The following is a 23,253-nucleotide window of genomic DNA, read 5'->3' on the forward strand; positions in this document are numbered from 1 at the left end:
ATCGGCGAAGGTGAGTTGATGGCTCATGATGTCCCTCTGGGATGCGCTCCGGATGAATATGATGATCTCATATCAGGAACTTGTTCGCACCTTCCCTTGTTAACATAGGAAAACCTTTTATGTTTATTCACCTGATTAACGGTGAATACAATAATAGATGATAAATAAGAAACGCTGTTATTTATTAAATATATAATAATAAATACGGCGCTAAATTTCAGGCGGAATATAGCATAGGAATAATAAGATGCAATCGGCATCCTTTTATATCATCCGGATTTAAGCAGCTTATTAAAATTACTCAACTATATATTTATATATAATTTATATTTATCTCTCTGTTTAGCGGTGAGCTGGCATCACACAGAGTGTGATCTAACCGAATATTCTGTTGAATTGATGGCGCGTTTAAAAGTGGCCCCTGGCGCATTGGCTATAGTAAAGATGGCCGTTACTTCTCATCTTCATCACCATAAGTGGGGCAGATTAATGAAAAAGATCCTGATGCTGGTCGGCGACTATGTCGAAGATTATGAAACCATGGTGCCTTTTCAGGCGCTTAAAATGTTAGGCCACCGCGTTGATGCTGTTTGTCCGGATAAAAGCGAAGGCGACTATGTGCAAACCGCTATTCATGATTTCGACGGGGCGCAGACCTACAGTGAAAAACCGGGCCACCGTTTTACCCTCAATGCGAATTTTAGCGCGGCGCGGGCGGCGGATTATGATGCGCTGCTGATCCCCGGTGGACGGGCACCGGAATATTTAAGGCTGAACCCGGAGGTCATTAAACTGGTGCAGGATTTCAACTCGGCGGGTAAACCCATCGCTGCCGTTTGCCATGGCCCCCAGCTTTTGGCGGCAGCCGGAGTGTTAGCTAACCGCACATGCAGCGCTTATCCGGCCTGTGCGCCTGAAATTCGCCTCAGCGGCGGGCAGTACGCGGATATCGGCATCGACCAGGCGCACGTCGATGGCAACTTGGTGACCGCACCGGCATGGCCTGCGCATCCGCAATGGCTGGCGAAATTTGTTGAAGTCTTAATGAAGTAAATGTGAACCCGGTATATCCGCAAGGTTTACCGACGCTTCCGGGCGACAGTAAACCCCGCGGTATATTCAGAAGCGAATTTCGGTTGCACATTGTCTTATTTATCCGTTCAGGCACATCCGTTGGCTAGACATGATTCACTTTATTCTTTAATGATATGGGCGAATGTATCTGACGCGAGCGCCGATTTTGACGTCAGACCTTTAGCCGAATAAGGATAATGCCCATGAGCGCCGAGATAAAAACGCTGGCTAGCAAAGAGATTTACCGTAACCGCTGGATGGCGCTCAAAGAAGACCACGTCCAGAGAGCCGATGGCAGCGAGGGGATCTACTCTGTGGTTGAAAAGGGAGACTTTGTCGTCATTATTCCCCTGCACAATGACGAGATTTTTGTGGTGGAGCAGTTTCGTTATCCGCTGGGGGTGAGAACGCTTGAGTTGCCGCAGGGGAGTTGGGAAACGTCACCCACCGCCGCGCCTGAAGACGTTGCCGCCGGAGAGTTGAAAGAAGAAACGGGCCTCAGCGCTGGCAAGCTGGAGTATGTCGGATATCAGAAGCTGGCGCAGGGCTATTCTGCACAGGGATACCATATCTATCTCGCCACGCAGTTGACGTTTAGCGGCCAGCAGCTGGATGCAGAAGAATACGGTCTGACGGTCAAAAAAATGAAAATTGCCGATTTCAGAGCGTTAATCCTGGCAGGTAAAATTAGCGATGCGACATCGGTCGCCGCGTTTTTGTTAGCGAGCGCTAAACAGCAGATTGATGAGTCCTCCAGCCAGTAACCGCTGGACATGCGCTAGTGTGGCTATGCGAGCGAATGCCTGCAGCGCTGGGTTTGTATTCAACGCGTGGGCATGCCCTCGTTAATGTATCGGCGTATGGCATTTTCAATACATTGCTTTATATGAGTTATTATTTATAGATTTAATAGTTTAAATTAATAATTATTTATTTCGTTATTAAATTAACCGCGAGCCTCAGTCACGATCAATTTATTCAACGCTGGCAATATTCCAAATATTGCGCTCTATCAATAACCCTATAAGAGTAATGGTCTCCTGTTCGAATTAACCTTATAATCTCCATCCCTTTTCATGTCTTAAGTTTAAGCTGGAGGATACATGGAGCTCAGCCGGAGGCAGTTCTTTCGAATCTGCGCGGGCGGTATGGCAGGAACCACTGTTGCATCTCTCGGATTTTTATCATCTTTTTCCGTTCACGCGGAAACCCGTCAATACAAACTCTTAAAAGCAAAAGAGACGCGTAATAACTGTACCTACTGCTCGGTAGGTTGCGGCATGCTGATGTACAGCCTTGGCGATACCGCCAAAAACGTTAAAGAAAGTATCTACCATATTGAAGGCGATCCGGATCATCCGGTGAGTCGCGGTTCGCTGTGCCCGAAAGGCGCGGGTGTGCTGGATTATATTCACAGCGAAAACCGTCTGCAGTATCCCGAATACCGTGCGCCGGGTTCGGATAAATGGCAGCGCATTAGCTGGGACGACGCAATTAATCGGATTGCGCGATTAATGAAAGACGACCGTGATGCGAACTTTATTGAGAAGAACGCCCAGGGGCTGACCGTCAACCGCTGGACCACGACCGGCATGCTCTGTTCCTCCGCCGCCAGTAATGAAACCGGGATTCTCGACGGTAAATTTACCCGCAGTCTGGGGATGGTGGCCATCGACTGCCAGGCGCGCCTGTGCCACGGGCCGACCGTCTCGGCGCTGGCGCCAACCTTCGGTCGCGGCGCAATGACCAACAACTGGGTGGATATCAAAAACGCCAACGTGGTGCTGATCATGGGCGGCAACGCGGCGGAAGCGCACCCGGTTGGCTTCAAGTGGGTGATTGAAGCGCAGACCAAAAACGACGCCACCGTGGTGGTGGTCGATCCACGTTTCAACCGCAGCGCCGCGGTGGCCGATCTCTACGCACCTATTCGCGCGGGCTCCGACACTGCATTCCTGCTGGGCGTGATTCGCTACCTGCTGGAAAATGACCGCGTGCAGCATGAATATGTGCGCCACTACACCAATGCCAGCCTGATTATTCGCGATGACTACCAGTTTAACGACGGCCTGTTCAGCGGCTACGACGCGAAAAAACGCCAGTACGATAAATCGAGCTGGTTCTATCAGCTGGATGAACAGGGCAATGCGCTGCGTGATGAAACCCTAAGTCACCCTCGCTGCGTGTGGAATCTGTTAAAAGCCCACGTCGAACGCTACACGCCGGAAATGGTTAACCGCCTGTGCGGCACCTCGGTGGCGGACTTTAAACGTATCTGCGAAATTCTCGCCAGCACCAGCGTGCCGGACCGCACCGCGACCATTCTCTATGCGCTGGGCTGGACGCACCACTCCGCCGGGGCACAGATTATCCGCGCCGCCGCAATGCTCCAGCTGCTGCTGGGCAATATTGGTATGGCGGGCGGCGGCGTGAATGCGCTGCGCGGTCACTCGAATATTCAGGGTTATACCGACCTTGGCCTGCTATCGACCAATCTCCCAGGCTACATGCCGCTGCCGTCTGAAAAACAGCCTGACTATCAGACCTATATTTCCCAAATCACTCCGCCATCGCTTGGCGTGAACGAAGTGAACTACTGGCAAAATACGCCGAAATTCTTCGTCAGCATGATGAAAAGCTTCTGGGGCGACCACGCCACGGCAGAAAATAATTGGGGCTACGACTGGCTGCCGAAATGGGACCGTCTGTACGACGTAATGACCCAGGCCGAGCTGATGCTGGAAGGCAAAATTAACGGCTACATCGTGCAGGGCTTCAACCCGTTGGCGGCGTTCCCGGATAAAAACAAATCCTCGCGCGCGCTGGCAAAACTGAAGTACATGGTGGTTATCGATCCGCTAGCGACCGAGTCCTCAAACTTCTGGCAGCATCACGGCGAAATGAACGACGTGAAGCCGGAAGATATCCAGACTGAAATTTTCCGCCTGCCGTCATCCTGTTTTGCTGAAGAAGACGGTTCGATTGCCAACTCCGGGCGTTGGTTGCAGTGGCACTGGGCGGCTGCCGAGCCACCGGGCGAAGCGCTGCACGATGCTAAAATTCTTGGTCGCCTGTACATGCGCCTGCGCGAGCTGTATCAGCAGGAAGGCGGGGCCAATCCTGAACCGCTGCTTAATATGAGCTGGGATTATAAAGACCCATACGATCCGCATCCTGAAGAGATTGCCCGCGAGGGAAATGGGGTGGCGCTGGTGGATCTTTATGATGATAAAGGGCAGCTCATCGCCAAAAAAGGCCAGCAGCTCAGCAGCTTTGCCCAGCTTCGCGATGACGGTTCGACCAGCAGCTTCTGCTGGGTGTACTGCGGTAGCTGGACGGAACAGGGCAACCAGATGGCCAATCGCGATAACAGCGATCCGTACGGCTTGGGCTGTACGCCGGGCTGGGCGTGGTCATGGCCAGCAAACCGCCGCATTCTCTACAACCGTGCGTCCGCAGACCCGGCGGGAAAACCGTGGGATGCGAAACGTGCGCTGCTGCACTGGAACGGTCAAAAATGGGCCGGTATGGACGTCGCCGATTACAGTCAGGCGGCTCCGGGCAGCAACGTTGGGCCGTTCATCATGAACCAGGAAGGCGTCGCGCGTCTGTTCTCCATCGACAAAATGAACGATGGTCCATTCCCGGAACATTACGAACCGATTGAATCGCCGATTGGAACCAACCCGCTGCATCCGGAGGTTATCTCCAGCCCGGTGGCGCGTATCTACCATGGTGACATTGCCAATATGGGCAAGGCGGGTGCTTTCCCTTACGTGGCGACCACTTACTCCATCACGGAGCTGTTCCGTCACTGGACCAAGCACGCGTTGCTGAACGCTATCGCTCAGCCCGACCAGTTCATCGAAATCGGTGAAGCGCTGGCGAGTAAAAAAGGCATTGCGCCAGGCGACACGGTGAAAGTGATGTCGAAGCGCGGTTTTATCAAAGCCAAAGCGGTGGTCACCAAACGTCTGCAAACGTTGACGATAGACGGTAAGCAGGTCGATACCATTGGCATTCCCTGTCATTGGGGCTTTGAAGGGGCAACGCGCAAAGGTTTTCTTGCCAACACGCTGACGCCGTCGGTCGGCGATGCCAACTCACAAACGCCGGAATACAAAGCGTTTCTGGTTAACGTTGAGCGGGCATAAGGGAGAGAACTCATGGCTATGCAATCACAAGATATTATCAAGCGTTCGGCGACCAACGGCATTACGCCGCCGCCCCATGCGCGCGATTACCGCGTCGAAGTGGCAAAACTTATCGACGTTACCACCTGCATCGGCTGCAAAGGCTGCCAGGTGGCCTGTTCCGAGTGGAACGATATTCGCGATGAGGTGGGCTACTGCCACGGCGTGTACGATAACCCAACCGATCTCAGCGCCAAATCCTGGACGGTGATGCGTTTTAGCGAAACCACCCAGAATGACAAGCTGGAATGGTTAATTCGCAAAGACGGCTGTATGCACTGCGCGGACCCTGGCTGCCTGAAAGCTTGCCCATCCGCCGGGGCGATTATTCAGTACGCCAACGGAATTGTCGATTTTCAATCTGAGCACTGCATTGGCTGCGGCTACTGCATTGCCGGTTGTCCGTTCAACATTCCGCGCCTCAATCCTGACGATAATCGTGTCTACAAATGTACGCTGTGCGTTGACCGGGTCAGCGTCGGCCAGGAACCGGCCTGCGTGAAAACCTGTCCGACCGGGGCCATCCAGTTTGGCAGCAAAAAGGAGATGCTCAACGTCGCCGAAAACCGCGTTATGCAGCTCAAAAAACGCGGCTATGCCAATGCGGGAATCTACAACCCGCAAGGGGTCGGCGGGACTCATGTGATGTACGTGCTGCACCACGCGGACCAGCCTTCGCTGTACCACAATCTGCCGGACGATCCGAAAATCGCCGCGCCGGTGAATCTGTGGAAAGGCATTCTCAAGCCGCTCTCCGCGGCCGGATTTATCGCCACCTTTGCCGGGCTGATATACCACTACGTGGGCGTGGGGCCGAACAAAGAGACGGATGACGATGAAGACGAGGAGAACGGTCATGAGTAAGAGCAAGATGATTCTGCGCACCAAATTTATCGACCGTGCCTGCCACTGGACGGTGGTGATTAGCTTCTTCCTGGTGTCGCTTTCGGGGATTGCGCTGTTCTTCCCGACGCTACAATGGTTGACCGAAACCTTCGGTACGCCGCAGATGGGGCGGATTTTGCACCCGTTCTTCGGGGTGATGATTTTTGTCGTGCTGATGTTTATGTTCGTCCGTTTTGTGCACCACAACATTCCCGATAAGCAGGATCTCCCGTGGATCAAAGGGATTGTTGAAGTACTGAAGGGCAACGAACATAAAGTGGCGGATGTCGGCAAATATAACGCCGGTCAGAAGATGATGTTCTGGAGCATCATGAGCCTGATTTTTGTCCTGCTGGCTACCGGCGTTATCATCTGGCGGCCTTACTTTACCCACTATTTCCCGATTGCCGTGGTGCGCTGGAGTTTACTGATTCATGCGACGGCCGCCATCGTGCTTATCCACGCCATTCTGATTCATATGTATATGGCGTTCTGGGTGAAAGGGTCGATTGAGGGGATGATTGAAGGCAAAGTTAGCCGCCGCTGGGCGAAGAAACACCATCCGCGCTGGTATCGTGAAGTTGAAGCTGCTGAGCAGCAGAAGGAAAATGAAAAGGCGTCGTAGCCGGGGGGCTGTCAGTTAAGTGATATTTCATTCAACTTTCCAGCCGGTTGCGCTCCTTTCCAGTCTCCACAATATGATCTGAATGGCGCAAGGAGCGCGCAGGGGGCGGCCAATCGCCGCCGCCCCCTGCACCCCCGCGCTCTGGCGGCAGAATCGCCGCTGCGCGGTACCCTCAGCTTATGCCTTCCGGCTTCCGGGTCGGGCGCGAGGTAACATCCCTGTAAAACGCGCCCTCAGCCCACATCCCTGTGGGCTGCCCCGGCCTCCAGACAACGCCTCGGCGATTCAGACGCCACCTAAAGTCGCTGCAAGTTTTCAGCTAAAAGTAAACGCCAATATCGCTGCAACTTTTCAGCTAAAAAAAACGCCAATATTGCTGCAATTTTTCAGCTAAAAAAAACGCCAATATTGCTGCAATTTTTCAGCTAAAAAAAACGCCAATATTGCTGCAAGTTTTCAGCTAAAAACAAACTCCAATATTGCTGGAACCGATGAGTCCCCGCTTGAAATCGGTGAGCCGGAGAAGGGAAGACAAGGTCAGTCCGCCAGGACGGCGGACTGAGGCGAACCGAGACACGACGTCGAGTTTCGCCGTGCCGCAGGCTGGAGTTCGGAGGCGAACGCAGTGCGAAGCACCGATTTCGCCGCGGGGCCGCGGGGATTGCAAAGGGGGGCGCGGCGCCCCCCTTAGCCCGTTCACAGGTGCAGGTGTTTTATGTTCTGCCAAACATAAAGTGAACGGAATATCGCACCCAACTGCCAAAAACTTCGGGGATTGCAAAGGGGCGCGCGCCCCCTTAGCCCGTTCATGGGTGCCGATATTTCATGTTCTACCAAACATCCAGTGAACGAAACTTTGTACTCAGAACAGCACCGAGTAATTCACCCCAAACGTCCGCCCACGACCTTTGTAATCATACAACGACGCCGGGCCGGATGCCGGGCTGTAGTACAGCGGTGCGCGCTGTCCCCAAACCGTGGTGTAGTCGCGGTCGAACAGGTTTTCCACGCTGAAGCTCAGCTTGCCAACCGGAAGCTGGTAGCTGCCTAACAAGTCGATGGTGGTGTAACCATCAAGCTGATTACCGGCCTCATCGCGGATTTTAAATGACGTGGTGCTCTGCACGCGCAGGCTCCACGGATCCGGCGCCCAGCCAATATAGGCGGTGGCTTTCGATGGGCTGGCGATCTTCACATCATATTTCTGCCAGCTACCATCCACCTTCGACTCGGTTTTCAGCACGTTGAAGTTACCGCCGGTGCTCCAGTCGGTATCCGGAATAAAGTAGTCCACAGCGCCTTCCACGCCGTAAATGCGGCGCTTATCGTCAATGATGCTGATGGTCAGGTCTTTATTCGCCTGCACGTTTTTATCCGACAGCGAGTAGTACGCCGCCAGCTGGGTGCGCAGGTTGTCGCCGGTATAGCGCCAGCCCAGCTCATAGGAGTTGACCTTGATCCCTTCAAGCTTGCTGTCGTCCACATTGACGCTGTTGGTCAGCGGTAAGTGCCCGTTGACCGCCGTACCGTAAGCGCCGCGACCGTAGTATTTACCCGGGTCCGGTAGCTCAACGCCCTGCGAGAAGTTAAACCACGTCTGCTGACGTTCGGTCAGGTGCATCAGAAGACCGGCGTTAAACAGGAAGTTGTCGTAATCGGTTGAACCGCCCGGGATGGCATCGGCGGATTTTACCGTGCCTGCGGCAATCTGTTGCTGCTGGGCGTAGCCAATGAAGTTATCAATACTGCTCTCGGTGTACTGATAACGCACGCCGCCGCTTAAGGTGAAGATCTCGTTGATGTCATAGCTGGACTGCAGGAACGCCGCCAGGTTGCTGATATCGTACGACGGATAGCGTCCGGTGGTGTAAATCTGCTGGTTGTTTAGCCCACCGGAGGCGTTAGCTTTAGCTGTGTCGAAGAACATCTGGTTAGAGGTAAAACGCTCATGATCGGCATCCAGCCCGTAGGTGAGCTGCCAGCCGTTCAGCGGCGTGCTGTTCAGGGTCAGCTTCGCGCCGTACTGATTGGTTTCCTGCTGGGATGACGAGAAGGCGGTGAGCTGGTTACTCTTGTTCATGGAAGGGAAGGGATAGAACTTCAGCGACTCATCGCGATAGTAAACCTGGCCCACCAGCTCCTGGCCGAGGAAATCGCTGTTGGAGTACTGCAGACTCATCAGATGACGTTCAGTACCGGGAATGCGGTCGGAGCTCAGCCCGCCGCTGACGTAGGGCTTAGTGGCTCCGCTCAGCGCCGAGAAGTTTTTCCCCAGATTCAGGCCGTAATCATCATCGCCCTGGCTCTTATAGTACTGGCTCACCAGCTGGAGCTGCTGAGTCTCATCAATATTCAGCGTGCCGGTGCCCATGATGTCCAGTCGATCGGAGTACTGCAAGCCGGTTTGGGTGTTGTCCAGCAGGGTGGCATCGCCGTTGCCATCGTACCAGCCGCCAAATTTCTGATAGGCCACCGACATACGCCCGGAGATGTGGTCATTGCCGCCGGAGATGGCGCTGGCAATGCGTTCATCGTGATCTTTGCTGCTGTTAAAGCCGCTTTTGCTGCCCGCTTCAAACTCCACCTGGGTTTCCGGCTGACCTTTTTTGGTCACGATATTGATAAGCCCTCCGGTACTGCCACCGCCGTACAGCGACGTCGCGCCGGAGATGACTTCGATGTGCTCGATATTGAACGGGTCAATGGAGTCCAACTGGCGGCTATCGGTACGCGAAGAGTTGAGGCGCACGCCGTCAATCAGCACTACCAGCGGGCGGCCACGCACGTTCATGCCGTAGTTGGTACGGCTCTGGCTGCTGACGTCGAGGCCGGGGATCAGCTGCGCCAGCGCGTCCTTGAGCTCTTTACCGCCCTGGATCTGCTGTTCCAGTTCGGCGTTTTCAATCACCCAGGTGGTTTGCGCCATTTCGGCGACGGTGCGGTTGTTGCGGCTGGCGGAAATCACCATCGATTCATCATCGGTTTGCTGCGCCACGGCGGGAGCCATCATGGCAAGCAGCAGCGGATTTAGCGCCCAGAGGGTATGTTTTTTGGTAATCATCATTATTCCTGCGCACGGGCCGACAAACATCGGCCCAAAAATGCGGCTCAGTGAGTTAAAGATGCAGCGTTGTGCCGCGTATGCCCATCGCGGTGGCCGGGATGGAATATATAAACCATGAATAATTCATGGGCTTATATCAGTTGTGGTAATGCGAATATTGTCGATAATATTTCTCATTATCAATACTAATTATGAGAGTTGATTAAAGACCGTTGACGGGTTGGCGCTGTCTTTGTCCCATTCACAATGGTTTTTTTCGGCTTAAAGCTGCAGAGTATTTCAGCAAAATCAGGTGGATAGTTTTCACCGAGTAGCTGAGCTTGCCCCTTCACGCGTAAGGAAAAATTTATGGCTGTGGTTCCAGGTTATCGTCTGTTCAACGTGCGATTAGCGCGTAAGCGTGAGGTCTCACCTTCCTTGCTGAGCCTGGTCTTTAGCGGTGAGGATGTCGCGCAGATGAAATCTGACTCGCCGGATCAGCGGATAAAAATGCTGTTTCCCGCTGAGGACGGTACGCCGCCATCGCTGCCGGTGGAGGGCGAGTGGTATCCAACGCTGCTGGCGATCCCCAAAGATCAGCGGCCAATTGTCCGCACCTACACGCTGCGCCATGTTGATCCTGCGCGTCGGGAAGTGACGGTGGAGTTTGTCCGCCACGGCACCGAAGGGCCTGCTTCCGCCTGGGCCATCAACGCCAAAGCGGGTGATGCGCTGCAAATTGTGGCCCCTAATGCCGCGCAGGCTGAAGACAGCGGCGGCTATGAATGGACGCCGCCGGCGACTTTGCGCCGCGCCCTGATCGTGGCTGATGAAACGGCGCTGCCGGCGGCGCGTGGGATCCTTGAAATGCTCGCGGGTCAGGCTAATCCTCCGCAGGTGCAGGCGTTTTTTGAAGTGCCAGAGCAGGGCGACTGCATTGATTTAACCGCGTTCGATTTTGCGACGGTGCACTGGTTGCCGCGTCAACCGCTGGCCGCCGCGCACGGAGAATGCCTGCTCAGCGCCGTGAAGCTGCTGGCCCGGCTGCCGGAAAGCGATGGTGCCGGAAGCGTGAAGGAAGAGGCCGAAGGGGAGCTGCTGTGGGATAAAGCCACCACGGCGAACGGCGATTTCTATGGCTGGGTGGCGGCAGAATCAACGGTCGTCAAACGGCTACGTCGCTACCTGATTGGCGAACGAGGCGTGGAGCAGGACGCGATAAACTTTATGGCCTACTGGGCCAAAGGCCGCGTGCGCTAGAGCGTAATAACGGAAGACGTTTCCCCTAAAATACCCGTATGGATAATATTTAAATTCATGCGGGTATTTTCATCATGGTTTATTCTGGCTCGCTTATTTAGCTATTTATTTTTCCTATGACGGTTTGCACTATTATTGCGCGGACATGTCCTTTGACGGTGCGATAAATATTTTTATTGTTTTTAAATTCTGCTCTAAATCTTTATAAAACAACTAATTAATTATTTGGCATGGGCCTTGCTAATTGAATTCCATCTTGTATACCAACAGGAATTCAACGATGGCATTAATGACCGGTAAGACACTGGCCGCATGGCGTCAGCTGATTGCGAAAAATAGCGACGCGGTTCTGACATTATTAAAAGAACATATTCATACCCTTTCTATTGAGGATAACGCCTGGCTGATGATTGCCAGCGAGACCCAATTGCAGGCGCAGTGGGACGCGTTAATTCCGCGCTATCGGGATAACCCCGATGCGCTGCCATTATTCGGCATTCCGTTTGCGGTAAAAGATAACGTCGACGTGGCCGGTTGGCCGACCACGGCCGCCTGTCCGGCATTTGAATATATTGCTAAACAGGATGCGACCGCCGTGGCCCGGCTGAAAGCCGCCGGGGCGATTGTGATTGGCAAAACTAATCTGGACCAGTTTGCCACCGGGCTTGTTGGCACGCGTTCTCCGTACGGCGCGGTTGCCAATACTTTTAACGCCGATTACGTCAGCGGCGGCTCCAGCTCCGGCTCGGCTTCGGTGGTGGCTCGCGGCCTGGTGCCGTTTGCCTTCGGCACCGATACCGCCGGTTCCGGGCGCGTCCCAGCCGGATTTAACAACATCGTCGGGCTCAAGCCGACCAAAGGCTGGCTGTCGGCCAAAGGCGTGGTGCCTGCCTGTCGTCTGAACGACACCCTGTCGGTGTTTGCCTTGACCGTGGATGACGCGTTTTACATCGCCTCGCTGGCGGGCGGAGTCGATCCGGAAGATGCCTACTCCCGCAGCAACCCGGCAACCGCTCCCGCCGCGCTGCCGCAAAAACCGGTGTTAGCTATTCCGGAAATCCTCAATTTCTTCGGTGACACCCAGGCGCAGGCGGCATGGGAAAAGGCGCTTGATGCGCTGTGCGACGGCGGTGCGACGCTACGGCCTATCGATTTCTCAGCCTTCTCGCAGCTGGCAGAACAGCTCTATCAGGGGCCGTGGGTGGCGGAGCGCACGGCGGCGGTGGGCGATATGCTCCAGCACCCGGAGCAGATGGACCCGACCGTCTACACCATTGTCTCCGCAGGCCTGAACTACAGCGCGGTGGATGCCTTTAAGGCCGAATACCTGCGCGCCGAGCTGGCGCAAAAAATCAACCAGGCGCTGGCCGACGTGGACGCGCTGGTGGTTCCGACCTCGCCGACCATTCACACCCTCGAAGAGATGAAGCAGGAGCCTATTCGCTTCAACTCGCAGTTTGGCACCTACACCAACTTCACCAATCTCGCGGATCTCAGCGCGCTGGCGCTGCCGGCACCGCTGCGCGATGACGGTTTACCGGCAGGCATCACCCTGATTGCTCCGGCGTGGCACGACCGCGCGCTGGCCGATTTTGGTCTGCGCTGGCAGCAGCAGCTGGCGCTTCCGCTGGGGGCGACCGGGCTGCCTTTTACCGCGCATGCAACGCTTGCCTCGTCACCTCATCACGTCCGCGTGGCGGTGGTTGGTGCACACCTGCGCGGTATGCCGCTCAACTTCCAGCTGACCACCCGCGATGCGGCGTTTGTCGAAGCCACGCACACCGCGCCGAACTACCGCCTATACGCGCTGGCCAACACCCAGCCGCAGAAGCCGGGCATTGCCCGCGATACCGCAGGGGCGGCGATTGAAGTAGAGCTGTGGGATATCCCGCTAGCGCGCTTTGGTGAGTTTGTCGCGGAAATCCCGGCCCCGCTGGGGATTGGCTCGCTGGAGCTCAGCGATGGTCGCTGGGTGAAAGGCTTTATTTGTGAACCGGCGGCGCTCAACGACGCCACCGACATTACCGAATTTAAGGGCTGGCGCCACTGGATTGCCCGTAAGGAGAACCGCCATGTTTAATACCGTGCTGATTGCCAACCGCGGTGAAATTGCCTGCCGCGCTATTCGAACGCTGAAGCGCCTCGGCATCACCAGCGTGGCGGTTTATTCCGACGCCGATAAAAATGCCGAACACGTTAAACAGGCGGATATCGCCCTGGCGCTGGGCGGTGAGAAAGCCAGCGACAGCTACCTGAAAATCGACAAAATTATCGCTGCCGCGCATGAAAGCGGGGCGCAGGCTATCTGGCCGGGATACGGTTTTCTCTCCGAAAGCCTGCCGTTTGCCGACGCCTGTGAACAGGCGGGAATTGTCTTTATCGGCCCCACCGCGCAGCAAATTGGCGAGTTTGGCTTAAAACACCGTGCCCGCGAGCTTGCCTCAGAAGCCGGTGTGCCAATGACGCCTGGCACCGGTTTGCTTAACAGCCTGGATGAAGCGTTAAAGGCGGCGCAGGAGATTGGCTATCCGGTGATGCTGAAAAGCACCGCCGGCGGCGGCGGGATTGGCCTCACGCGCTGTGCTGACGCCGACACGCTGTCTCAGGCGTGGGAAAGCGTGCGCCGCCTGGGGGAACAATTCTTTAGCGACGCGGGCGTGTTTGTCGAGCGCTGTGTGGATCGCGCCCGTCATATCGAAGTGCAGATTTTTGGCGACGGCAAAGGTAACGTGGTCGCCCTCGGCGAGCGTGACTGTTCGCTGCAGCGCCGCAATCAGAAGGTTGTCGAAGAGACTCCTGCGCCTAATCTTCCTGCCGCCACCCGCGCCGCGCTGCTGGCCGCGGCGGTGCAACTGGGCAAACGGGTGAACTATCGCAGTGCCGGGACGGTGGAGTTTATCTACGATGCGGCGCTTGATGCGTTCTATTTCCTTGAGGTCAACACTCGCCTGCAGGTGGAGCATCCGGTCACGGAATCCGTCACCGGGCTGGATCTGGTGGAGTGCATGCTGCGCGTGGCGGCCGATGAGCCTATCGACTGGGCGCGTCTGGCGCAGGCGCCGCAGGGGGCCGCTATTGAAGTGCGTATCTACGCCGAAAGCCCGCTGAAAAACTTCCAGCCTAGCCCCGGCGTTTTAACCGACGTGGCCTTCCCGGACGATGTGCGCATCGATACCGGCGTGACCACCGGCAGCGAAGTGTCGGCGTTTTATGACCCGATGATCGCCAAGCTGATTGTGCATGCGCCAACGCGCGACGCCGCGCTAGCCAAATTGCAGAGCGCGCTCGCCGCCACGCGCCTGCATGGCATCGCCACCAACCTCGACTACCTGCGGCAAATCACCGCCAGCGAGGCTTTTGTTAACGGTACCGCCTGGACGCGAATGCTCGACAGCGTGGTTGCGACATCGCCGGTGATTGAAGTCATTCAACCGGGCACCTGGAGCAGCGTGCAGGATTATCCTGGCCGTCAGGGCTACTGGGATATCGGCGTGCCGCCGTCCGGGCCGATGGATGATTTTGCCTTCCGCCTGGCTAACCGCATTGTCGGCAACCATGAATCGGCGGCCGGGCTGGAGTTTACCCTGCAGGGGCCGGTGCTGCAGTTTCACAGCGATGCGCTGATTGCCCTGACCGGGGCCGACTGTCAGGCGACGCTTGACGGTGAAGCGGTCGCCCTGTGGCAGCCTGTTTCGGTGAGCGCCGGGCAAACGCTGGCGCTGGGCCGCGCGCAGGCGGGCTGTCGCGCTTATCTGGCGGTGCGTAATGGACTCGATGTGCCGGAATATCTCGGCAGTCGCTCCACCTTTGCGCTGGGGCAGTTTGGCGGGCACGCCGGTCGCACGCTGAAAGTGGCCGACCTGCTGCCGATCTCTCGGCCAGAGCTTACGGCCTGCACGACGCCTGCGCCGGTCAGTGAACCGAAAGCGCTCTCCCGCGCGCTGATTCCGACCTACGGTGAAGTCTGGCGCATTGGCGTACTCTACGGGCCGCATGGCGCGCCGGACTTCTTCACCCAGGAGTCTATCGACGAGTTCTTTGCCAGCGACTGGCAGGTGCACTACAACTCCAACCGCCTCGGCGTGCGTTTAGTCGGGCCGAAGCCAAGCTGGACGCGGCCGAACGGCGGCGAAGCGGGGCTGCATCCGTCCAACGTTCACGACTGCGAGTACGCGATTGGGGCAATCAACTTCACCGGCGATTTCCCGGTGATCCTCACCCGCGATGGCCCAAGCCTCGGCGGTTTTGTCTGCCCGGTGACTATCGCCAAAGCCGAGTTGTGGAAGGTCGGGCAGGTGAAACCGGGCGACCGCATTCGCTTCTTCCCGATTAGCGTTGAGGATGCGGTGGCGCGGGAGAAAGCAATGGACCGCAGCGTTGAGACGCTGCAAACCACGAGCCTTGCTGAATTCGCCGTGCCGTCGCTCGCCGACCGCGATGGGGTATCTGCTGCCGGTCTGGTGTCGCTGCCGGCGACATTCAGTACTCCGGCAATTGTTTATCGCCAGGCGGGCGACAACTACATCCTGATTGAGTACGGCGAAAACGTGCTGGATCTGGCGCTGCGCCTGCGGGTTCACGTGCTGATGCAACACCTGCGCGAGCGCGCGCATCCGGGGATTAAGGAGCTTTCACCCGGCGTGCGTTCACTGCAGGTGCGCTACGACAGCCGCGAAATCAGCCAACAGGCGCTGGTGGCGTTGCTGCTGGAGCAGGAGGCGCGAATTGGCGACGTCACGCAGATGAAAGTGCCGTCGCGCATCGTTCATCTGCCGATGGCTTTTGAAGACAGCGCCACGCTGGATGCGGTCAGCCGCTACGCCGACACCGTACGCGCCAGCGCGCCGTGGCTGCCGAACAACGTCGATTTCATTCAGCGCATCAACGGTCTGCCGAGCCGCGAAGCGGTGATGGAGACGCTGTTTGATGCCAGCTATCTGATTCTGGGATTGGGCGATGTGTACCTCGGCGCGCCGTGCGCGGTGCCGATTGATCCGCGCCATCGTCTGCTGAGCTCTAAATACAACCCGGCGCGCACCTTCACCGCTGAAGGCACCGTAGGGATTGGCGGCATGTACATGTGCATCTACGGCATGGACTCTCCCGGCGGCTATCAGCTGGTTGGGCGCACGCTGCCTATCTGGAATAAGTTCCTTAAAAACGACCAGTTCAACAGCGGCGAGCCGTGGCTGCTGCGTTTCTTCGACCAGGTGCGTTTCTACCCGGTTAGCGAAGCGGAGCTGGACCAGCTGCGTGAAGATTTCCGTGAAGGCCGCGCCGCCGTGCGCATCGAAGAGACGGTGTTCGACTTCCCGGCGCATCTGCAATTCCTCGACGCTAACGCCGACGAAATTGCCCGGTTCCGCCAGCTTCAGTCCGCGGCGTTTGAGGCGGAAGTGGAGCGTTGGTACCTTGATGACCAGCAGGAGATCGCGGAAATCCTGGTGCCGGAGCAGAGCGAGGCCGTTGATGACGACGCGCTGGCGGTGACGGCGGATATGAACGGCAACATCTGGAAGGTGCTGGTGAAGCCCGGCGATACGGTGGAAGCCGGGCAGACCCTGATTATCGTCGAAGCGATGAAGATGGAGCTGGCAATCAGCGCGCCGCAGGCGGGCGTGGTGAAGCGCATTGGCTGTCAGCCGGGCCGCCCGGTGAGCCCAGGCGACGCCTTGCTGTGGCTGGAATAAGGAGCGGCATATGGCGCAAAGCAACGACAAACAGCGCGCGGTAGGGCTGGCCGAGCGCATCTATCTGGAATTGAAAAACGACATTTTCGATTTCCGTCTGATGCCCGGCGAGCACTTTAGCGAAAACGAGATCTCCGAGCGCATGTCGGCCAGCCGCACCCCGGTTCGCCAGGCGCTGTTCTGGCTGGAGCACGAAGGCTATGTGCAGGTTTATTCGCGCAGCGGCTGGCAGGTGAAACCGTTCGATTTTACCTATTTCGAAGCGCTGTACGATTTTCGCATCGTGCTGGAGATGGAGGCGGTGAAGCGGCTTTGCGCCATGCCGTCCGCCGCACGCGCCGATCATCTGGCGCCGCTAATTGCCTTTTGGTGCGACGCGCCGCAGATGCCGCCGGGCAAGACGCTGTCGCGTCACGATGAAGCGTTTCATACCGCGCTGGTCAGCGCCACCGGCAACGCGGAGATGGCCCGCGTGCATGTCTCTCTCACCGAGAAGATGCGCATTATTCGCCACCTCGACTTCACCCGCGAGGATCGCGTTGATGCCACCTACAGCGAACACGCCCAGGTATTGCGGGCGATAGCACAACAGCAAACCGAGGAGGCGCAGCGGATCCTCACTGCGCATATCTCGCAGAGTAAAGCCGAGGTCCGAAAAATAACCTTACACCGGCTGCAGCAGGCACGTTTACAACCCGTTTCACCTTAAGCCCATCGCATGATGGGAAAACCGTTATTACTCAATATCATTTAGGGGTTTTGGTCATGAAAAGACGTTCTTTACTGAAAGCATTTGCCCTATCGGCCACCTTTTTGAGCATGGGCTTCTCTTTGCAGGCGTACGCAGCAGACACCATTAAAGTGGGGATCATGCACTCCCTTTCCGGCACGATGGCCATTTCCGAAACGCCGCTGAAAGACGTGGCGCTGATGACCATTGATGAGATCAACGCCAAGGGCGGGGTGCTGGGCAAGAAGCTCGAACCGGTGGTGGTTGACCCGGCCTCCAACTGGCCGCTGTTCGCCGAAAAAGCGCGCCAGCTGCTGACGCAGGATAAAACCGCCGTGGTCTTTGGCTGTTGGACATCGGTATCGCGTAAATCGGTGCTGCCGGTGTTTGAAGAGCTGAACGGCCTGCTGTTCTATCCGGTGCAGTATGAAGGCGAAGAGATGTCGCCAAACGTCTTCTACACCGGAGCGGCGCCGAACCAGCAGGCGATCCCGGCGGTGGAATACATGATGAGTGAAGACGGCGGCAGCGCGAAGCGCTTCTTCCTGCTCGGCACCGACTACGTCTATCCGCGCACCACTAACAAGATCCTGCGCGCCTTCCTGCACTCCAAAGGCGTGCAGGATAAAGATATCGAAGAGGTCTACACGCCGTTTGGCTACAGCGATTACCAGACCATTGTTTCCAATATTAAGAAATTCTCCGCAGGTGGAAAAACGGCGGTGATCTCGACCATCAACGGCGACTCCAACGTGCCGTTCTACAAAGAGCTGGCGAACCAGGGCATCAAAGCGACCGACGTACCGGTGGTGGCGTTCTCCGTCGGTGAAGAAGAGCTGCGCGGCATTGATACCAAACCGCTGGTCGGGCATTTAGCGGCATGGAACTACTTTGAATCGGTCACCAATCCGGTGAATGCCAAATTCGTTGCCGACTACCGCGCCTACGCTAAGGCACACAAGCTGCCGAACGCTGATACCGTAGTGACTAACGATCCGATGGAAGCGACCTACGTTGGCATTCATATGTGGGCGCAGGCGGTTGAGAAAGCGGGCACCACCGACGTTGACAAAGTGCGCGCGGCGATGGCCGGGCAGACCTTTGCCGCGCCGAGCGGCTTCACGCTGACTATGGACGCCACCAACCACCACCTGCATAAGCCGGTGATGATTGGCGAAATCGAAGAGAACGGTCAGTTCAACGTGGTGTGGAATACCGATAAGCCGGTACGCGCGCAGCCGTGGAGCCCGTATATCGCCGGTAATGATAAGAAGCCGGATACGCCGGTGAAGACGGGCGGGAAGTAGTTGGGCAATGGTTAATCATTGCCCGCTACGAGAGAAACTCCGTTCGGCTTGCTAGCCGGTTGCGCTCCTGGTTTACCACCTGCCATTTAACCTGAACGGCGCAAGGAGCACGCAGGGGGCGGACAATCGCCGCCGCCCCCTGCACCCCCGCGCTCTGGCGGCAGAATCGCCGCTGCGCGGTACCCTCAGCTTATGCCTTCCGGCTTTCGGGTCGGGCGCGAGGTAACATCCCTGTAAAACGCGCCCTCAGCCCACATCCCTGTGGGCTGCCCCGGCCTCCAGACAACGCCTCGGCGATTCAGACGCCACCTAAAGTCGCTGCAAGTTTTCAGCTAAAAGCCAACGCCAATATCGCTGCAACTTTTCAGCTAAAAAAAACGTCAATATTGCTGGAACCGATGAGTCCCCGCTTGAAATCGGTGAGCCGGAGAATGGAAGACAAGGTCAGTCCGCCAGGGATGGCGGACTGAGGCGAACCGAGACACTATGTCGAGTTGAGCCGTGCCGCAGGCTGGAGTTCGGAGGCGAACGCAGTGCGAAGCACCGATTTCGCCGCGGGGCCGCGGGGATTGCAAAGGGGGGCGCGGCGCCCCCCTTAGCCCGTTCACGGATACAGTTGTTTCATGTTCTGCCAAACATAAAGTGAACGGAATATCGCACTCAACTGCCAAACATCAAGTGAACGGAATTTTGAGCAAAACTAACCATCATTATTCCCCCCCAATGTCACGCTGCAGGTCATTATGGGTGAATAACAAAATGCCAGGCAAATATCATCAATTATTATTTTACCTCCCCGCGTTAATATTTATTTTTCCTATGGCTCGCTGCGCTATTACCGTGCGGCGCTGTTCCCTTTCGGTGCGCAGTTATTTATTTAAAATGAAGGGTTTTATATTAATTCTTTATAAAACATCACATTATCTTATTGGCATGGCGCTTGCTAATTGAATTCCATCTTGTATACCAACAGGAATTCAACGATGAACATCATGACGAGAAAAAAGCGGCCGGTATTATTTCCCGCTTTCACTTTTCTCCTTTTATGCAGCCTGTTTATGAGCGCCTCGGCGCTGGCAGGTCCTGCCGCCGATTACGGCAAGGCCAGCCGTAGCGAACAGGCTAAATTGCTCCAGCAGTGGGCGGCGGACCCACAGGCCTCGCGGCTGCCGCTGCTTGAAGCATTGAGCGGTGAGTCGGTGGTTAGCGATGAACAGGGCCAATTGTTTAGCGAGCGCGGCGGCAAACTACTGCCGCTGGAAGGTAATGCTGTGCCGTCGGGTAACAGCAAAAAAGTCTTTATGAACAACCGCATTCGCGGGCTTATCGCCAGCGCGCTGGCTGCGCATCAGCTGGTGAGCGATGACGAAAAAGTACGCCTGAGCGCGGCGTTAACCCTGCAAAACGGCGCCCAGCAGGACCAGCTACCGATGCTGACCGCGCGTCTGGCCGCTGAACCGGATGCGCAGGTGAAGGCGGCGCTGGCAACTGCACTGGCTAATCTCCAGCTCTCCGACCCTCGCGCCGAGCAGCGTCTTAGCGCGGTAAAGCTGTTGGGTGAATCTAACGATCCGCAGGTGCAGGGCAGCCTGAGTCGGTTGACTCAGCCGCAAAATGAACCCGATGCGGCGGTGCGTGCGGCGGCGGCGGAAAGCTTGAAACAAGTACAGCAGCGCCTGAAGTGGGGTGACTGGCTGGGACAGGCGTTTAGCGGAATTTCGCTCGGTTCCATTCTGCTGCTGGCGGCGCTGGGATTGGCTATCACCTACGGTCTGCTCGGCGTTATCAATATGGCCCACGGCGAAATGCTGATGCTCGGCGCGTACTCCACCTGGCTGGTGCAGAACCTGTTTCAACGTTTTGCCCCGGACTGGCTGGCGCTGTATCCGCTGGTAGCGCTGCCGGTAGCCTTCTTCATCACCGCGGCGATAGGCATGATCCTCGAACGCACCATTATTCGTCACCTGTATGGTCGCCCGCTGGAAACCCTGCTGGCGACCTGGGGGATCAGCCTGATGCTGATTCAACTGGTACGCGTGCTGTTCGGTACGCAAAACCTGGAAGTCGCCAACCCGGCGTGGCTCTCCGGCGGCTGGAGCGTGCTGCCAAATCTGGTGCTGCCGTATAACCGCATCGCGGTGATTGTCTTCGTGGTGGGCGTACTGGCGCTGACCTGGCTGCTGCTCAACAAAACCCGACTGGGGATGAACGTCCGCGCGGTGACGCAAAACCGCCGCATGGCCGACTGCTGCGGGGTGCCGACCGGGCGCGTCGATATGCTGGCCTTTGGTTTAGGTTCGGGGATTGCCGGGCTGGGCGGCGTGGCGCTGTCGCAGTTGGGCAACGTTGGACCGGAGCTGGGACAGGGCTACATCATCGACTCCTTCCTGGTGGTGGTCACCGGCGGCGTAGGCCAACTGGCGGGAACCGTGGTGGCGGCGCTGGGTCTGGGGGTTCTGAACAAAGTTCTCGAACCGCAAATCGGTGCGGTGCTGGGCAAGATCGCCATTCTGGTGTTTGTCGTGCTGTTTATTCAGAAGCGGCCGCAGGGGCTGTTCGCATTCAAAGGGCGGGTAATTGACTGATGAGCCAACCTATTACGTTAACTCTGGCGCGTCGTGCACCGCGCCTTACCGGTTCGCTGGCTATTCTGGTGCTGGTGGCGCTGCTGGTGCTGCCGTTCTTCGCGCTGCTGCCGGCGGATAATCCGCTGTCGATTTCCACCTACACGCTAACCCTGCTGGGCAAAATTCTCTGCTACGCGGTGGTGGCGGTAGCGCTGGATCTGGTGTGGGGCTATGCCGGGCTGCTGTCGCTGGGGCACGGTTTGTTCTTCGCGCTCGGCGGCTATGCGATGGGCATGTACCTGATGCGCCAGGCCGCAGGCGACGGAATGCCAGCGTTTATGTCTTTTCTCTCATGGACTGACATGCCGTGGTTCTGGGCGGGCACCCAGCACTTTGCCTGGGCGCTGTGCCTGATAATTCTCGTGCCTGGACTGCTGGCGCTGGTGTTTGGCTACTTCGCTTTTCGCTCGCGGATTAAAGACGTCTATTTCTCGATTATGACCCAGGCGTTGACCTACGCCGGAATGCTGCTGTTTTTCCGCAATGAAACCGGCTTTGGCGGCAACAACGGCTTTACCGGCTTCACCACGCTGCTGGGCTTTCCGGTGTCGGCTACCGGCACGCGAATTGCGCTGTTTGTGGCCACCGTGCTGCTGCTTGCTGGTTCACTGGCTATCGGCGTGATGCTGACGCGCAGCAAGTTTGGCCGCGTGCTGACCGCAGTGCGCGATGCGGAGAACCGGCTGATGTTTTGCGGTTACGATCCGAAAGGCTTCAAACTGTTTGTCTGGACGCTCTCGGCGGTGCTGTGCGGGCTGGCGGGCGCGCTGTACGTGCCGCAGGTGGGGATCATCAACCCTAGCGAAATGTCGCCAACCAACTCTATCGAAGCCGCCATCTGGGTGGCGTTGGGCGGGCGCGGCACCCTGATTGGGCCGATTCTTGGTGCGGGGATCGTCAACGGTGCCAAAAGCTACTTCACCGTCGCTTTCCCGGATTTCTGGCTCTTTTTCCTCGGGCTGATGTTTATCCTCGTCACGCTGTTCCTGCCGCGCGGCGTGATTGGTCTTCTCAAACGGAGGAAGCATGACTGATTCCCTGTTCACCCAGCCGCAGCCGCAGGATCGCTATCGCCGAACCACCGATCCGGTGCTGCAGCTAGAAAACATCAACGTCACCTTTGACTCTTTCCGGGCGCTGACCAATTTGTCGTTGTCGATTGGCGTTGGTGAATTGCGCTGCGTGATTGGCCCCAACGGCGCGGGAAAAACCACGCTGATGGATGTCATCACCGGCAAAACCCGGCCTGATAACGGCAAAGTGACCTACGACCAGAATATTGACCTGATGGGGATGTCTCCGGTGGAGATTGCGCGGGCGGGGATTGGGCGAAAATTCCAGAAGCCGACGGTATTTGAGGCGCTCAGCGTCACCGAAAACCTCGAAATCGCCCAGAAGATGGATAAATCCGTCTGGACCTGTCTGCGGGCGAAGCTCAGCGGCGAGCAGCGGGATCGCATTGATGAAGTGCTGGAGCTGCTGCGGCTGACCGCGCATCGCCAGCGCCCGTCGGGGCTGCTTTCGCACGGACAAAAACAGTTTCTGGAAATTGGCATGCTGCTGGTACAGGAGCCGCATTTACTGCTGCTCGATGAACCCGCCGCCGGGCTGACGGATGCGGAAACCGACTACATTGCCGAGTTGTTCCGCACCCTGGCGGGCAAGCATTCGCTGATGGTGGTTGAGCACGACATGGGCTTTGTCGAGACCATTGCCGACCACGTCACCGTGCTGCATCAGGGGCAGGTGCTGGCCGAGGGCTCGCTGCGTGAAGTACAGGCTAACGAGCAGGTTATCGACGTTTATCTGGGGCGCTAAT

At 56.9% G+C, this 23,253-nt stretch carries 14 protein-coding genes; 13 read left to right on the top strand and 1 reads right to left on the bottom strand.

Annotated features, from left to right (window positions below):
- The first annotated feature begins 489 nt into the window (after positions 1-489).
- The 5 genes from ABOC97_RS12790 to fdnI all read left to right on the top strand — a co-directional run bounded on the left by ABOC97_RS12790 (position 490) and on the right by fdnI (position 6,777).
- Positions 490-1,053: a DJ-1/PfpI family protein gene (locus ABOC97_RS12790; protein WP_349598126.1), complete on the top strand. Its 564-nt coding sequence runs from the start codon at positions 490-492 to the stop codon at positions 1,051-1,053.
- Positions 1,054-1,277: 224 nt separating this feature from the next.
- The gene (locus ABOC97_RS12795; RefSeq protein WP_349598128.1) at positions 1,278-1,838 is read left to right on the top strand and encodes an NUDIX hydrolase; all 561 of its coding nucleotides are present in this window, start codon (positions 1,278-1,280) and stop codon (positions 1,836-1,838) included.
- 339 nt (positions 1,839-2,177) lie between these two features.
- Entirely contained in the window at positions 2,178-5,228 is a 3,051-nt protein-coding gene (fdnG, locus tag ABOC97_RS12800; RefSeq protein WP_349598131.1) for a formate dehydrogenase-N subunit alpha, read from the top strand.
- A gap of 12 nt (positions 5,229-5,240) precedes the next feature.
- The gene (gene fdxH, locus ABOC97_RS12805) at positions 5,241-6,131 is read left to right on the top strand and encodes a formate dehydrogenase subunit beta (protein WP_349598134.1); all 891 of its coding nucleotides are present in this window, start codon (positions 5,241-5,243) and stop codon (positions 6,129-6,131) included.
- Entirely contained in the window at positions 6,124-6,777 is a 654-nt protein-coding gene (gene fdnI, locus ABOC97_RS12810; RefSeq protein ID WP_349598137.1) for a formate dehydrogenase-N subunit gamma, read from the top strand. Before fdxH ends, fdnI begins: the two co-directional genes overlap by 8 nt.
- 862 nt (positions 6,778-7,639) lie before the next feature.
- Here fdnI and iutA read toward each other — a convergent pair.
- Positions 7,640-9,841, bottom strand: a complete 2,202-nt coding sequence (gene iutA, locus ABOC97_RS12815) for a ferric aerobactin receptor IutA (RefSeq protein WP_349598140.1) — start codon at positions 9,839-9,841, stop codon at positions 7,640-7,642.
- A 348-nt stretch (positions 9,842-10,189) separates the two neighbouring features.
- Between iutA and ABOC97_RS12820 the strand changes: the two genes are divergently transcribed.
- The 8 genes from ABOC97_RS12820 to urtD all read left to right on the top strand — a co-directional run bounded on the left by ABOC97_RS12820 (position 10,190) and on the right by urtD (position 23,252).
- On the top strand, positions 10,190-11,080 hold the full coding sequence (locus tag ABOC97_RS12820) for a siderophore-interacting protein (RefSeq protein ID WP_349598143.1): 891 nt from the start codon (positions 10,190-10,192) through the stop codon (positions 11,078-11,080).
- Between the two features lie 280 nt (positions 11,081-11,360).
- Positions 11,361-13,160, top strand: a complete 1,800-nt coding sequence (gene atzF / locus ABOC97_RS12825) for an allophanate hydrolase (RefSeq protein ID WP_349598146.1) — start codon at positions 11,361-11,363, stop codon at positions 13,158-13,160.
- A complete protein-coding gene (gene uca / locus ABOC97_RS12830; RefSeq protein WP_349598149.1) occupies positions 13,153-16,770 on the top strand; it encodes an urea carboxylase in 3,618 nt (1,205 codons plus the stop codon). The genes atzF and uca overlap by 8 nt, the downstream gene beginning before the upstream one ends.
- A 10-nt stretch (positions 16,771-16,780) precedes the next feature.
- Positions 16,781-17,479 (top strand): GntR family transcriptional regulator, encoded by a 699-nt coding sequence (locus ABOC97_RS12835; protein ID WP_349598152.1) that lies wholly within the window; start codon positions 16,781-16,783, stop codon positions 17,477-17,479.
- A gap of 56 nt (positions 17,480-17,535) precedes the next feature.
- Positions 17,536-18,807: an urea ABC transporter substrate-binding protein gene (gene urtA / locus ABOC97_RS12840; protein ID WP_061284542.1), complete on the top strand. Its 1,272-nt coding sequence runs from the start codon at positions 17,536-17,538 to the stop codon at positions 18,805-18,807.
- A 1,058-nt stretch (positions 18,808-19,865) separates the two neighbouring features.
- Positions 19,866-21,392 (top strand): urea ABC transporter permease subunit UrtB, encoded by a 1,527-nt coding sequence (urtB, locus tag ABOC97_RS12845; protein WP_349598156.1) that lies wholly within the window; start codon positions 19,866-19,868, stop codon positions 21,390-21,392.
- Positions 21,392-22,468 (top strand): urea ABC transporter permease subunit UrtC, encoded by a 1,077-nt coding sequence (gene urtC, locus ABOC97_RS12850; protein ID WP_349598159.1) that lies wholly within the window; start codon positions 21,392-21,394, stop codon positions 22,466-22,468. The genes urtB and urtC overlap by 1 nt, the downstream gene beginning before the upstream one ends.
- Complete coding sequence (gene urtD / locus ABOC97_RS12855; protein WP_349598162.1) at positions 22,461-23,252, top strand: urea ABC transporter ATP-binding protein UrtD; 792 nt, start codon at positions 22,461-22,463, stop codon at positions 23,250-23,252. The genes urtC and urtD overlap by 8 nt, the downstream gene beginning before the upstream one ends.
- Position 23,253 lies beyond the last annotated feature (1 nt).

The sequence above is a fragment of the Kluyvera huaxiensis genome (assembly GCF_040149365.1).
In the GTDB taxonomy this organism is placed as follows: Bacteria; Pseudomonadota; Gammaproteobacteria; order Enterobacterales; family Enterobacteriaceae; genus Kluyvera; species Kluyvera intermedia_A.